This window comes from Chitinophaga rhizophila, assembly GCF_019492185.1.
Lineage (GTDB): Bacteria > Bacteroidota > Bacteroidia > Chitinophagales > Chitinophagaceae > Chitinophaga > Chitinophaga rhizophila.
In genome coordinates this window covers 846,966-860,861 of the sequence record NZ_JAICCF010000002.1, presented here as the reverse complement: position 1 = coordinate 860,861, position 13,896 = coordinate 846,966, and the positions used below count along the sequence as shown (strand labels likewise).

Below are 13,896 nucleotides of genomic sequence, written 5' to 3'. Positions count from 1 at the left end.
TGACCAATATTAGAAAAGGACGGCGTTGAGTGCCGTCCTTTCTGCTTTAAATAACTTCCGGTATCGCTGTAGGCTGCCGTTGTACAACTGTTTTAACAGGTTGCTTGCCCAGTTTAATAACTTCACTGAGCAACTCGACGGAGGCCGCAATTTCATCTTTCTTGATAGACACGCTTTCGATATTGAATCCGATAGACATGTTCTTCTTATCTGCGTATTCCAGCAGCTCTGACGCTACATTCAGGCATGTCTGTATAGAAGACTGCAGAATATCTTTTGAATGCTTCAGATCATTATATAACCATTTCGGTACTTTAATTCCCAGCCATTCCATGAACTCCAGCGTTTTCAGTGATCCGCAGGGTGCCAGTGTGAATATCACCGGTGATGGCGTCATGCCTGTACTGTTGGAATGATAGTAGTAGTCTGCCAGCAGGTCTTTGGTATCGTTGATATTATACACGCACTGAGATACAAAGAAGCTGCATCCCTGTCCAACCTTCCCTGTGATGCGCAGGTGTTCATCACCTTTTTTGTTATGTCGCTCGGGTATAGTGATGCCGCCAAGTAACAGGTCGGGCGCTACCTGTTGCCTCAGTGTATAAGCATCCTGGAGGGAGAAATTAGTCAGTTCAATCTGTTGTTGGGAAGACGCACCTACAAACACCGCATGTTTGATATCCTTGTTCTCCGTCAGCCACTGGTTGAACTGCTCTCCGTTCATATTGGCTATACTCTTGTAAATGATCAGGGGAACGTCCAGCGACTGCAGATAGGTTCTGCTATATTGCTCCGGCGACAGGGTAGGGATGAACGCAAATGTCCTTTCCTGGCCTGTCCTGGTTGATTCATCCTGTATATCATAAAGAATGAGGCCATCAATATCATGGTCGCTCAGACGTGCTATCTGAACTTTGGCAATTTCCGCGATCTTTTCCTGACCGTTGGTAATTTTTGGAGGAGTAAGGCTGTAAAAAACTAGTCTTGATCCTCCTGATTTGATCTTCTCAGCTAAATTATGGCCCATTAAGTGGCAGTTTTGAATGGTGTGAAATTCTGGCAAAAACAGTTAAAAAGCAAATTTTTATCTGTCACATTAGTGTTATATCAGAGAATTTTCCGGAAATAAGTTGAGTTCGGGAGAATTTTTTGTTTCAGAATAGTGATGGTCAGCTTGCCGCTTTCATCTTCACCTACTTCCGTTAATCCTTCGTTTCAGAACGTAAGATCAACGTAAGATCAATTAAAAGGCAGCACAAAAGGAAATGCCGGGAAATCACTTTCCAGGTCGCTCACACCACGATTTGGCGTCCTATGCATAGGATTTGGCGTCCTATGGACATGATGCTTTTTGCAGATGATATTTGGGGTAATTTCGTAACAACGATTCCGGTTAACAGTGTACGATAAAGGGCGGATAGCGGACTTCCACCTTTCCCTGGCCACCGGATGATCAACATAAAAACGGGTATGCCGGCTTGGCCGGTCTATCTGATCGGGTCTCAGGGCCTGCTATATGAAAGTGAAGGGCAAAAAAAAAGCCTCATCGTGATGATGAAGCTTTCGGAGTGGGAGTTGACGGATTCGAACCATCGACCCTCTGCTTGTAAGGCAGATGCTCTGAACCAGCTGAGCTAAACTCCCTTGTTTGTTTCTCTACCTGTAAGCGGTATTGAAGCGAGTATCTTTGAAAAAAAAAGCCTCATCCTATGATGAAGCATTCAGGGTGGGAGTTGACGGATTCGAACCATCGACCCTCTGCTTGTAAGGCAGATGCTCTGAACCAGCTGAGCTAAACTCCCTGAAGAAAAAAGAAATTTAAAAGAACATTGAGTGGGAGTTGACGGATTCGAACCATCGACCCTCTGCTTGTAAGGCAGATGCTCTGAACCAGCTGAGCTAAACTCCCGTTTTTTCTTCGTAACCGTCAGGCCTTTCGTCTGATGGGATTGCAAAGGTAGAAAGTATTTTTATTCTGCCAAATTTTTTTCTGATAATTCTCGGAAAAATAAGTTGACGTTTATACGAAGAACGCTTGTCCGCCTTTATAGCTAAGTGTTTCAGCAGATTGCTGCGATTTGAAATTTCTTATTTCAACTCCCATTCAATCAGCTGGTTTGTCCACTCCTGGCGGTAAGGTGTCGTTACTTTGATATAATTATCGGTGTATCCTTCCATCATACCATCCTTGCCATGTTTTTCAAACAATACTTTCCTGGTTTCGCCTACATGCTGTTCGTTGAAGTATTGTTGTTTTTTATGGCTCAGGTTACGCAGCATTTTATTGCGTTCGTTACGTACCTGCACAGGTACTACCGGCTTGATATCCAGCGCGCCGGTATTAGCCCGCTCAGAGTAGGTAAATACATGCAGGTAAGATATATCCAGTCCATGAAGGAAGTCATAAGTTTCCTGGAAATGCGCATCAGATTCTGAAGGGAAGCCTACTATGACATCTACGCCGATGGCGCAATGTGGCATGAACTGCTTGATCAGGGCTACCTTTTCTGCATACAGCTCACGGCGGTACCGGCGGCGCATCAGCCCCAGTATGTCATTACTGCCACTTTGCAGGGGGATATGAAAATGCGGCATGAACTTCCTGCTGTTGGCCACAAATTCGATGATCTCATTGCTCAGCAGGTTTGGCTCAATAGACGAGATGCGGTAACGCTCAATGCCGTCTACCTTATCCAGCTCCTGTATCAGTTCAAAGAAGGTCTCTTCACGTTTCTTACCGCCCTCCAGGCCCTTACCAAAGTCGCCCAGGTTGATACCAGTCAGTACAATTTCCTTTACGCCGGAATCTGCCAGGGACTGTGCATGCTCCGTTACACGGGCAACACTATCGCTACGGCTTTTGCCTCTGGCCATCGGAATAGTACAGAAAGAGCAGGTATAATCACAGCCATCCTGTACCTTCAGGAAGGTACGGGTACGGTCATTCACGGAATAGGAAGCATGGAAGGTATTCACATCTTCAATATCGCAGGAGCAGATCTTGGCGCTGTCACCCTTGGTCAGCGTCTTCAGATGGTCTACAATATTGAATTTCTCAGCTGCCCCCAGTACCAGATCAACGCCTTCAATCTCAGCAATCTCTTTTGGTTTCAGCTGTGCATAACAACCGGTGATCACAATCATGCTCTCCGGCGCACGGCGCTGAATACGGCGTACCAGGTGACGGCACTCCTTGTCTGCATTGTCAGTAACAGAGCAGGTATTGATCACATATACATCCGCCTGCTCTTCAAAATCTGTTTTCACAAAACCATCCTGTTCCAGCAGCCTGCTCAATGAGGAGGTTTCTGAAAAGTTCAGCTTACAGCCGAGGGTATGAAATGCTACTTTTTTACCTGTTGTCATAAGGATCGCAAAGGTAGTACCTTTTTTTTATACTGATTATATTGTCAAAATTGTATAGATTGCCGTCCGGCACGAGCAATGCTGAAAGTATTTGTAACAGAGCATAACCATGAAATCTAAGGGTAAGTATATACCTATGTTGTTATTGTCGCTGTTGCTGTGGCTGGCCTGGCAGCAGCAATGGTGGAAAGGTCCGCAGCGGGCACCACACGCTACCGTCCATAATAACACAAGTATCACCAGAACTGACAAGAAGACCAACCACGTCACCGCAAACGATCCGGCTAAACTAAACCGGCATGCACCATTAAAATACACCCGTCACGCAAGATGCCGGATGGATTGCAGGCATGTTACGGAAGAAGAAGTAGTGGATATCCTGCAAACAGGTAGTGTCAATAACGAAAAGTCTAATCCGCTGGACGAACCTTGTCCTACCTATGCATTAGAAGGCTATTCCGAAGAAGGTCAGCATCTCCGTGTTGTATTCGCTCCCTGCGAAGATACTACCAGCGTTGTAACCTGTATAGACCTCGATAAAGACTGGGCATGCAGCTGTAATTAGGTATTTCCATATGTATACTGTAATTTTCCGGCCTGCATCAGACTAAAAAGAAGATTGGCACTATTATGAAGTTATTGCTCAAGCCATTACATCTGGTATATATGATATATGCCGCGATCGTATTCCTTGTCATCATGTTCCTTATTATCCCTCCCATTTTCCTGGCATCATTCCTCGGAAGGATCAAAGGAGGGAATATCATATTCTATTTCCTGCGCTTCTGGTCTCATACCTGGTTCCCCGCTGTAGGTATCAGGGTGAAAAGGATCTATAAACACGACAGAAAAGACAAAACGCCTTACCTGTATGTTGTTAATCACCGCTCCTACCTCGATGCCGCACTGGCTGTACAGGTAATGAGACTGCCTTTCCGCCCGCTGGGTAAGATTGAAATGAAACGTATCCCTGCCTTCGGTTACATCTACCGCCAGGCTGTTGTAATGGTAGACCGCTCTGACGCAAAGGCACGCGCCCGCAGCGTTCGTGAAATGATCTCCGTTATTAAACATGGCGTTTCTATCCTCATCTTTCCTGAAGGTACCACCAACGAAACAGAAGCACCGCTGCAGCCCTTTCATAATGGCGCATTCCGTATAGCCATTGAAACCCAAACGCCTATTCAGCCTGTTCTCTACCTGGATAATGGCAAACGTCTCCATGCAAAAGGATTTAACCTGACTCCCGGCCGCTGCAGAGTAGTATACCTGCCACCTGTTCCTGTTGCCGGACTGACAATGGACGACCTGCCGGCACTGAAAAAGCAGGTATTCGATATTATGGAACGGGAATTGAAAGCTACTGTATAAATATTCGGATGAAGTTTGCAGATGTCATACTGCCATTGGCCCTGCCAAAGAATTACACCTATTCGATCCCGCCGGAAATGGAGGAATCGCTGAAGGTAGGCAGCCGCGTGGCCGTACAACTGGGTAAACAAAAGAAATACGCAGGTATCGTGAAAGCGATACATGAACAGGCCCCGGCCGACTACAGGACTAAACCCCTGCTGGATATGCTGGATAAAGACCCTGTTGTATATCCTACCCAGCTGTCATTCTGGCAATGGCTTGCATCCTATTATATGTGCAGCGAAGGGGAAGTACTCAACGCCGCCCTGCCCGCACACCTGAAACTCTCCAGCGAAACACTCCTGCTGTTCAACGACGCCTATGGCGATGACTTCTCTGACCTCGGCGATGACGAATACCTCGTGGCCGAAGCACTCAATATCAGGAAAGAACTGCGCATAGAAGAAGTACAGCTTATCCTCGATAAATCAGACGTCTATTCGACTATCAAAAAACTGATAGAGAAAAAAGTACTGCTGGTATACGAAGAACTCAAAGAAGTCTACAAGGAAAAGAAAGAGAACTACGTACAGCTGCATGCACAATACGAAGATGAAGAAATGCTGGCTCCCCTGTTCAATGAACTGGCCAAAGCACCTAAGCAGATGGAACTGCTGCTGGCATACCTGCATCTCATCAAAACACAAGGTAGCGTACTGCAAACAGAACTACTCAAGAAATCAGGCGCTACTACCGCCCAGCTCAAAGGACTGGTAGATAAAGAAATACTCTGGATAGAGAAACGTGTGGTTGATCGTGTGCCTGGTGGTGGAAAAGTAGAATCGCTGATAGCATTTGAACTCAGTCCCTCCCAGACCAAAGCCCTGGCAGAAGTGCGTAACAGCTTCGCTGCCAGACCAGTTACCCTGCTCCACGGTGTAACATCCAGTGGCAAAACACAGCTGTACGTTAAGCTGATAGAAGAATATGTAGCCAGTGGCAAACAAGTACTGTATCTGCTGCCTGAAATAGCATTGACCGCTCAGATAGTACGCCGGCTGCAAAAACATTTTGGTAATAAGATCGGGATCTACCATTCCCGCTTTAATAATAACGAAAGGGTAGAGATCTGGAACAAAGTTAAAAACGGCGACCTGCAGATTCTGTTAGGCGCGCGTTCCAGTCTGCTGCTGCCTTTCCGGGATCTGGGCCTCATCATCCTGGATGAAGAACATGACCCTTCTTACAAACAGCAGGATCCTGCTCCAAGATATCACGCCAGAGACGCGGCCATTTATTATGCCGGCCTCTTTAAGGCTAAAGTCCTGCTGGGATCCGCTACGCCCTCACTCGAATCTTACTTCAATGCGCAGCAAGGCAAGTACGGACTGGTAGAATTGATGGAACGTTTTGGCGGACTCGAAATGCCGGAAATCGCTATTGTTGATGTGAAAAAGGAACGTGCAGAAAAGAATATGCAGGAAAATTTCACGCCACAGCTGAATGCCGCTATCAATACCAGTGTGGCAGCAGGCAACCAGGTCATCCTGTTCCAGAACAGGCGTGGTTATGCTCCTTTCCTGATGTGTACTACCTGCGGATGGATTCCCAATTGCAAAAACTGCGACGTATCACTTACCTACCACAGGAACCAGGATAAACTGCATTGTCACTATTGCGGTACCCGGTATCCATATCCGCAGACCTGCGCCGCCTGTGGCAGCCAGACGCTGATACCCAAAAGCTTTGGTACCGAAAAAATAGAAGATGATCTGCAACAGCTATTCCCGAAGGCACGCATCGCCCGTATGGACATGGACGCTGTAAGGAATAAAGACAGTCATAACAAGATGATCCAGCTGCTGGAACAGCGCGATATCGACATCCTTGTTGGTACACAGATGGTTGTGAAAGGGCTCGATTTTGATAACGTGAACCTGGTGGGCATCTTAAGTGCTGACAGCCTGTTAAGTTTCCCTGATTTCCGCGTCAACGAACGCGCCTTTCAGCTCATGGAACAGGTTAGCGGAAGGGCAGGGCGGAAACATGGTAAAGGAAAAGTGATCATACAGGCCAGCAATACCCGCCACCCCGTGCTGCACTACGTGACCACACATGACTATAAAGCAATGTACGCAGCAGAGATCGGGGAAAGGGAAAACTTCGGTTATCCGCCCTTTACCCGGTTACTGAAAATTACCCTCAAACATAAAAATCAGCAGACAGTAGAACAGGCTGCCCAGGTACTGGGTAACTGGCTGCGGCCGCATATAGGCGCAAGGCTGGTAGGACCCGCCGTACCATTGGTAGGCAGGGTACGCAATAACTATCTGCAGGAAATGCTGATCAAGCTGCCCCGGGACTCGAAAGTCATTGCTGATACCAAAAGACTGGTACAGGAACACTTTATCCGCCTGCTGGCTGAGAAACAGTTCAGATCAGTATATATCGTACCTGATGTAGATTGTGTATAAGGTAATCCTGCAGCGCAGAAAATGCTGTTGCAGGTAATTGATAACCATCGTCAATGCCGGTCAGCAAATACCGGCGGCATATCCTTGAATTACAACCCGTTGTCGGTGTAGAATATGGGTGTAATAAGTTACCGTTATATGGCTGACCAATCCCGCTTATTTAGTGCTTACTCCCTAATTCTTTGATTCCGTCATATTCATACACGCGTACGCCCGTAGTCGCTGTTTTCGCTGCATTCAGCATGGCGTTAGCAACTGTTGCTGCTTTCACCGGACGGTATTTCTTCCAGTGCCCGATCAGCAGGAAATAGAATAACATGACAAGCACCTTCCCAAGAGATTCGCCTAATCTAAATTCGTTACGTGCTCCCAGCAGGATGGATGGCCGGAAGATATGCAGGGATGAGTACCCCAGCTGCTGTATGGCTTGTTCTGTTTCACCTTTTGTACGGAGGTAGAAGTTGCGCGAATGCGCTGCCGCACCTGTGGAAGATAGCAGCAGGAACTGTTGCATACCCTGTCTGCGGGCAAGTGTAGCACAGCGTACAGGTATCTCAAAGTCTACATCACGAAAGCGCTCCTGACTACCGGCCTTACGGATAGTGGTGCCGATACAGCAGAACAATACATCGCCTTGCAGCGCCGCAGACAAACTATTGGTATCATTAAAGTCAACCACTATTTCTTCCAGACCAGGCCGTTGTTTGAAGGAAGGCGTACGTACAAGTACCTTCACCTTGCTGAAATGCGGGTCATGCAGTAACAAGGTAACCAGGTGATGGCCGGTAAGTCCGGTAGCTCCTATAACAACAGCCGTTTGAAGCATGGTTTTATTATATTTGTCAGTTGATAAACGCTGTCCTGCAGCTTTATGCTAAATTTACGATCATATGCGCATATCTGAAAATGTTTCGCTCCGGCCCTATAATACGTTTGGCATTGCCGCCCAGGCAAGGTTCTTCTCTTCTTTTTCCAATGCGATGGAGCTGGAAGAATTACTAAAAGCGCCACAGCTGAAAGGCTTACCACATATGATACTTGGTGGCGGCAGTAACGTGCTCTTCACCCGTAACTATGAGGGTGGGCTGCTGAAGAATGAAATGAAAGGAATTAGTGTAACAGGAGAAGATGACAGTTCTGTCTATGTGAAAGCAGGCGCCGGCGAGAGCTGGCACGGCTTTGTGATGGATTGTATAAAGCATAACCGCGGCGGACTGGAAAATCTTTCACTTATTCCAGGCAATGTAGGCGCAAGTCCGATGCAGAATATCGGCGCGTATGGTGTAGAGATCAAAGACTGTTTCCATGAGCTGGAAGCTTATCACCTGCAGGATCATACAGTAGTGAAATTCAACAATGCGGACTGTCAGTTCGGCTACCGGGAAAGCGTTTTCAAGCGTCAGTATAAAGGGCGGTTTGCCATCCTCTCAGTAACGTTTCGTTTGTCAAAGTCGCCGAAGCTGAATACCAGCTATGGCGCTATTGAAGAAGAGCTGAAACAGATGGGCGTGCAGGAACCTACCATACAGGCTATCAGTCAGGCCGTGATCAATATCCGCAGTTCCAAGCTGCCGGATCCTGCAAAGATTGGTAATGCAGGCAGTTTCTTTAAGAATCCTACCGTATCAGCGGCAAAGCATAATGAGCTGAAAGCTGCATTCCCTAACATCGTTGCATATCCTGTAGCAGGAGGTGACTTTAAACTGGCCGCTGGCTGGATGATAGAGCAATGCGGATGGAAAGGTTTCCGGGAAGGTGATGCCGGCGTGCATGCAAGACAGGCATTAGTACTGGTTAACTATGCAGATGCATCCGGTAACGACATCTATGATCTGTCTCAACGTGTCCTGGATAGTGTTGCGGAAAAGTTTGGAGTAGAACTGGAAAGAGAAGTGAACATCATCTAACCGCCTACAGCAGGTAAGCGCCTAACGGGGCTTACCTGCGATATGAGCAATTATTTTGTCAGCATGGTCCCTGGAGTTTTCGATGAACCATACATGGGTATCCATGCCACCACACACTACGCCGGCCAGGTACATGCCCGGCATATTGGTTTCCATCGTATCCGGATTGTAGGTAGGGTATTTCTTTGCATCGCGTGATAAGGTAACGCCTGCCCTTTCCAGGAAATTGAAGTTAGGCTGATAGCCGGTAAGGGCAAGTACAAAATCATTCTCAATAGTAACCAGACCATCAGGGGTCTGTATATCCACTTCGTGTTCACGGATGGCTTTCACATTGGCGTGGTAATATGCTTTTATACTACCTTCAGCAATCCTGTTTTCAATATCCGGTTTAACCCAGTATTTGACCCTTTTCCCAATACCTTCTTCTCTGATAACCATTGTTACATCAGCGCCTTTGCGATAGGTTTCCAGCGCTGCATCCACAGAAGAGTTATTTGCACCGATCACCAGTACTTTCTGCGCCGCATAGAAGTGCGGATCTTTGTAATAATGGTTCACTTTTGCAAGGTGCTCACCTGGTATGTGCAGCATATTCGGAATATCGTAAAAGCCTGTTGCAATAATCACATGACGTGCCTGATAGGTGGTTTTATCTGTTGTAACCTGGTAAATATCCACTTCCCTGCGGATGGTCTCAACAGGTTCAAACAGGCGTACATTCAGCTGGTTGGAGATAGTAACACGCCGGTAATATTCCAGGGCTTCCGGTCTTACCGGTTTAGCACTGATTGAAACGAAGGGGATGCCACCTATTTCCAGCTTCTCTGAAGTGGAAAAGAAGGTCATGTATAGCGGATAATTATACAGTGAATTGGTCAGACATCCTTTTTCTGCAATAATATAACTCAATCCTGCCTTCTGTGCCGCCAGTCCGCAAGCTATGCCGATCGGACCAGCCCCTACTATTAGTATATCGTAAATCTGCATAATGGATAAAATTACGAATGAATGCCCGTAATTACTAGCGATGGACTGATCGGGACAGGCGTTTTCAGTCGGGAAGAGGGGAGGGGCAGGCCAGGGTAGTAAAGGATAGGTGAAAAAAGTATCATTTCCGGCTACCAGTAGAATGACAAACCCATGCTGGTGGCGGAAATGCCTGTTTGGGACGAACAAGCAACGAACAAGCGACGAATCTGCGGCGAAGAAGCGCTATACAAAAGATGGCGGAAGTGCGTTATTTCTGATAGTATTTTGGCAATAATTGTGAACGGGCGTGGCTAGTGTTCTATTACCCTGGCCATAGCTACCCGGTAAAATTCATAACCTTTCATATCCGCAGCATCTTCACCATAGTACAGTTTACGGTATTTGCCGGTATCGAGGTTATACATCAGTTCCATATTGTACGAAGCCAGGAACTGTTTAATATTAGCCGGATCTATCCCGAAGTTCCAGTATTCATTGTTGCTTTTGAGCAACCGGGTGATAGCCACAGCACCGGCAAACTTCTCAGGATGTTCCAGCACAGCCTTATCTACATAAGTAAAGATGATAATGGTGCCTGGCCGGAAACGTTTGAAGTAGTCGAATACCCTGGGAGCGATCGGATCGGCGATACTATTGGTTACGCCTTCCCAGATAAACATGGTTTTATAATGTCCTTTCTGGAACAACTGTGGCAGTACCTGATCGAGGTCCTGCGTATTCAGATCGGCAGTAATATAGTTAGTCATAGTTTCTCTGCCTGAGCTGAAGGAGGAGCGGGAAAGGACATGCCGTTTTCCTGCCTGGAATGCAGGATGGTCTACTTCGACAAACTGTACACGTTTTTTCATGTCTAGCCGAAGGGAGCGGCAGTCGTAGCCAGCACCGAATACAATGACCTGATTGATGCCTTCATCTTCGACAGTATTGACAGTCATGACGTCTACCAGTCTGGTTCTGGCAGCACAGCAAGTGAGTGCCCCCGTCCAGTTTTTATCTATGAACCAGGCAATGAATGTATTGAGGAAAGATATGCGTGACAGTAGTTCTACCAGTCTGAAAGAGGATGACAGGAATAGTTTTGCGTACGGGTCGTACAACAGGCGTTTACTTGCAGGACGGTTAGACTCAATGGCGCGTAATAAGGCCAGGTAAGTAGTAGCCTTGCTGGCAGGAACCAGGCTCATAACGGATATAGTTTTTAAATGATAATTGGCAGATTACAAACGTGGTAGGTTTAACAGCTACATGACCAGCGTGACAGATATTGGTTGAAATTTTGACGTTCCTAAATGTAGCGAATATTTAATTACGGGATATAACTGCCGCAATTTTATTATAAGCTATCAGGTATTTGTTAAAGCGTGGTATGTCTTTTTCCGTCAGTTCCGGTATCCGTCTGATGTCCATATTATCTGTCAGGTCATTCAGTTTAACCAGACAGGCCAGGCGGTTGGGTATAATGCGATCGATGAAGTGGTCATAGTCTTCATCATCAGACAGTTTGGTGACGCATTGAAGGGCAGCTATCAGGTGTGGAGGTAGTCCATGTTCGGCCAGTTGTTCAAAAGTCCAGGAGGTGTCTTCTACAACATCGTGTAGCACACCTACGATTTTTTCATCTGTTGTTTTACCGAGTTGCATTACGCGCATCACGTGAGCGATGTATGGAGCGCCGTACTTGTCGAGCTGGCCGGCATGAGCGTCTGTGGCAATGGATATGGCTTGGGAGAGTGTCATGGTTTAAAGCTAGCAAAAAGTGTGCAATAAAAAAGCCTCCGTTACTGCCGGAGCGTAACGGAGGCCGATGTTATGATTAGGCTGTTGGCCTACATGAAGTGATATCTTGCGAAAGCTTCCATAGCAGCGTATTTCTGTAAACCTAACTGGTCGTACAGGTTAGCTGTGTTGGCGTTACGGTCTTCAGCTCTTTCCCAGAACTCACGGAGGTCAGATCCCTGGAAAGGAACGACGTCTTTCTGGCTCTGGTGTATGAAGATACCGAGGCGTTTCTGCAATACCTGGTCAGGGCTCATTGGTACAGCCATTTCGATTTCATGGATATTCCATTCCTGCCATGCGCCTTTATACATCCAAACCCAGCAGTCTTTCATATAGTCTTCGTGTTTCAGTCTGTCGAGGGCTGCGAAGATGATTTCCAGACATACTTTGTGAGTACCATGTGGGTCAGCGAGATCGCCGGCGCAGAAGATCTGGTGAGGTTTTACTTCACGTATCAGATCAACGGTCATCTGGATGTCTTCTTCACCCATTGGTTTTTTCTCGATAGTACCTGTTTCGTAGAAAGGCAGGTTCTGGTAGTGGATGTTAGACTCAGGGATACCTACGTAACGGCAGGTAGCTTTTGCTTCACCGCGACGGATCAGACCTTTGATAGCACGGTTTTCGGCAGTGTCTTTCTGGCTTGGCTTCTTCACACGGAGGAATGCTTTTGCATCTTCCAGGATCTGGGAGCTTTTGCTACGGTCGATGCCGAACATACCTTCAAAACCTACTGCGAAGTCGATATAGCGCAGCAGGAACTCGTCGGTTACAGCGATGTTACCGGAAGTCTGGTAAGCAACGTGTACATCATGCCCCTGCTCGTGCAGGCGGATGAAGGTACCGCCCATAGAGATGATATCATCATCCGGGTGTGGAGAGAATATCAGTACGCGTTTTTTCTCAGGCTGTGAGCGTTCAGGGTGGCTTGGCAACTGAGTGCCTGGTTTGCCGCCTGGCCATCCTGTGATGGTATCGCGGATGCCGTTAAATTCCTCGATGTTCAGTTCATAGGCAGATCCGTACTGTACGATCAGGTCATTCAGACCGTTTTCGTTGTAGTCTCTGTCGGTGAGCATGAGGATGGGTTTATTCAGTTTCAGGGCGAGGTTGGTAACCGCTTTACGACGCAGTTTAGGCGTCCATTCGCAGTCGCCGGTCAGCCATGGTTCTTTGTAGCGGGTCAGTTCTTCAGCTGCCTGTTCGTCGATCACGAATTTGCAGTCAGGGTGCTGCTGCAGTAAGGAAGCAGGTACCTGATCAGAGCTATGACCTTCTACAGATCTGCGTACAATCTTAGCTTTGTGGGTACCCCATGCCAGCAGTACGATACGTTTGGCTTTGAAGATAGTGCTCAGGCCCATAGTAATAGCCAGACGAGGCACCTGGCTCATATTGGCAAACTCGAAGGCGTTAGCTTGTCTGGTGTTATGATCCAGTGTAACGAGACGAGTGTGTGAGTTCAGGGTTGAACCAGGTTCATTGAAACCGATATGACCGTTTGTACCGATACCCAGGATTTGCAGGTCGATGCCACCGGCAGCTTCTATGCGGCGCTCGTATTCGGCGGCATATTCTTTTACTTTTTCCTTTGGCAGGGTGCCATCCGGAACGAAGTAGTTACCTGCAGGGATGTCGATGTGATTGAAAAGCTGCTCTTTCATGAACCTGTTATAGCTCTGAAGTGCATCTGGTTCAATCGGGTAATACTCGTCCAGGTTGAAGGTCAGCACATTTTTGAAGCTAAGCCCTTCTTCCTTGTGCAATCTTACCAGTTCTGCATAAAGATATTTAGGGGTTGAACCTGTTGCAAGGCCCAGCACAACTTGTTTGTTGGCGGCCTGCCTTTCCTTAATCAGTGCTGCTATTTCCTGCGCAACTGCTCTGGAACCGTCCTTAGCGGTAGGATATATATCCACGGCTATCTGTTCGAAACTGTCGATCAGTTCAATTTCCTGATGATTAAGCGTCATGATTAATGTTTTGGATTAGATGCGGTTTAAAAACGAGACGGAAAATTAAAA

At 47.1% G+C, this 13,896-nt stretch carries 11 protein-coding genes and 3 tRNA genes; 4 read left to right on the top strand and 10 right to left on the bottom strand.

Going from position 1 to position 13,896, the window contains the following annotated elements; genetic code table 11:
• Positions 1-46: 46 nt before the first annotated feature.
• The 5 genes from K1Y79_RS12460 to mtaB all read right to left on the bottom strand — a co-directional run bounded on the left by K1Y79_RS12460 (position 47) and on the right by mtaB (position 3,366).
• Positions 47-1,027 carry a methylenetetrahydrofolate reductase gene (locus K1Y79_RS12460; RefSeq protein ID WP_220250353.1) on the bottom strand — a complete coding sequence of 327 codons (981 nt, stop codon included), beginning with the start codon at positions 1,025-1,027 and terminating at the stop codon, positions 47-49.
• A 542-nt stretch (positions 1,028-1,569) separates the two neighbouring features.
• Positions 1,570-1,644 (bottom strand) — tRNA-Val (locus K1Y79_RS12455).
• An 83-nt stretch (positions 1,645-1,727) separates the two neighbouring features.
• A tRNA-Val gene (locus K1Y79_RS12450) sits at positions 1,728-1,802 on the bottom strand.
• 32 nt (positions 1,803-1,834) lie between these two features.
• Positions 1,835-1,909: transfer RNA gene (locus K1Y79_RS12445), tRNA-Val, on the bottom strand.
• Between the two features lie 179 nt (positions 1,910-2,088).
• Positions 2,089-3,366 (bottom strand): tRNA (N(6)-L-threonylcarbamoyladenosine(37)-C(2))-methylthiotransferase MtaB, encoded by a 1,278-nt coding sequence (gene mtaB / locus K1Y79_RS12440; protein ID WP_220250352.1) that lies wholly within the window; start codon positions 3,364-3,366, stop codon positions 2,089-2,091.
• Positions 3,367-3,475: 109 nt separating this feature from the next.
• Here mtaB and K1Y79_RS12435 point away from each other — a divergent pair, with 109 nt between their 5' ends.
• The 3 genes from K1Y79_RS12435 to priA all read left to right on the top strand — a co-directional run bounded on the left by K1Y79_RS12435 (position 3,476) and on the right by priA (position 7,193).
• Positions 3,476-3,931: a DUF4258 domain-containing protein gene (locus K1Y79_RS12435; RefSeq protein ID WP_220250351.1), complete on the top strand. Its 456-nt coding sequence runs from the start codon at positions 3,476-3,478 to the stop codon at positions 3,929-3,931.
• 65 nt (positions 3,932-3,996) lie between these two features.
• Positions 3,997-4,737: a lysophospholipid acyltransferase family protein gene (locus K1Y79_RS12430; RefSeq protein ID WP_220250350.1), complete on the top strand. Its 741-nt coding sequence runs from the start codon at positions 3,997-3,999 to the stop codon at positions 4,735-4,737.
• 8 nt (positions 4,738-4,745) lie between these two features.
• Complete coding sequence (priA, locus tag K1Y79_RS12425) at positions 4,746-7,193, top strand: replication restart helicase PriA (protein ID WP_220250349.1); 2,448 nt, start codon at positions 4,746-4,748, stop codon at positions 7,191-7,193.
• 160 nt (positions 7,194-7,353) lie between these two features.
• On the opposite strand, the gene K1Y79_RS12420 is transcribed toward priA, so the two are convergent.
• On the bottom strand, positions 7,354-8,019 hold the full coding sequence (locus tag K1Y79_RS12420) for an NAD(P)H-binding protein (protein WP_220250348.1): 666 nt from the start codon (positions 8,017-8,019) through the stop codon (positions 7,354-7,356).
• 64 nt (positions 8,020-8,083) lie between these two features.
• On the opposite strand from K1Y79_RS12420, the gene murB reads away from it, so the two are divergent.
• Positions 8,084-9,100 carry a UDP-N-acetylmuramate dehydrogenase gene (gene murB / locus K1Y79_RS12415; RefSeq protein ID WP_220250347.1) on the top strand — a complete coding sequence of 339 codons (1,017 nt, stop codon included), beginning with the start codon at positions 8,084-8,086 and terminating at the stop codon, positions 9,098-9,100.
• A 21-nt stretch (positions 9,101-9,121) separates the two neighbouring features.
• Here the strand turns inward: murB and K1Y79_RS12410 are convergent, their stop codons facing one another.
• From K1Y79_RS12410 to nagB, 4 genes are all read right to left on the bottom strand, one after another.
• Positions 9,122-10,090 (bottom strand): YpdA family putative bacillithiol disulfide reductase, encoded by a 969-nt coding sequence (locus K1Y79_RS12410; protein WP_220250346.1) that lies wholly within the window; start codon positions 10,088-10,090, stop codon positions 9,122-9,124.
• Positions 10,091-10,383: 293 nt separating this feature from the next.
• Positions 10,384-11,277, bottom strand: a complete 894-nt coding sequence (locus K1Y79_RS12405; RefSeq protein WP_220250345.1) for a class I SAM-dependent methyltransferase — start codon at positions 11,275-11,277, stop codon at positions 10,384-10,386.
• A 118-nt stretch (positions 11,278-11,395) separates the two neighbouring features.
• Entirely contained in the window at positions 11,396-11,830 is a 435-nt protein-coding gene (locus tag K1Y79_RS12400; protein WP_220250344.1) for a phosphohydrolase, read from the bottom strand.
• An 89-nt stretch (positions 11,831-11,919) separates the two neighbouring features.
• Positions 11,920-13,845 (bottom strand): glucosamine-6-phosphate deaminase, encoded by a 1,926-nt coding sequence (nagB, locus tag K1Y79_RS12395; RefSeq protein ID WP_220250342.1) that lies wholly within the window; start codon positions 13,843-13,845, stop codon positions 11,920-11,922.
• Positions 13,846-13,896: the final 51 nt, after the last annotated feature.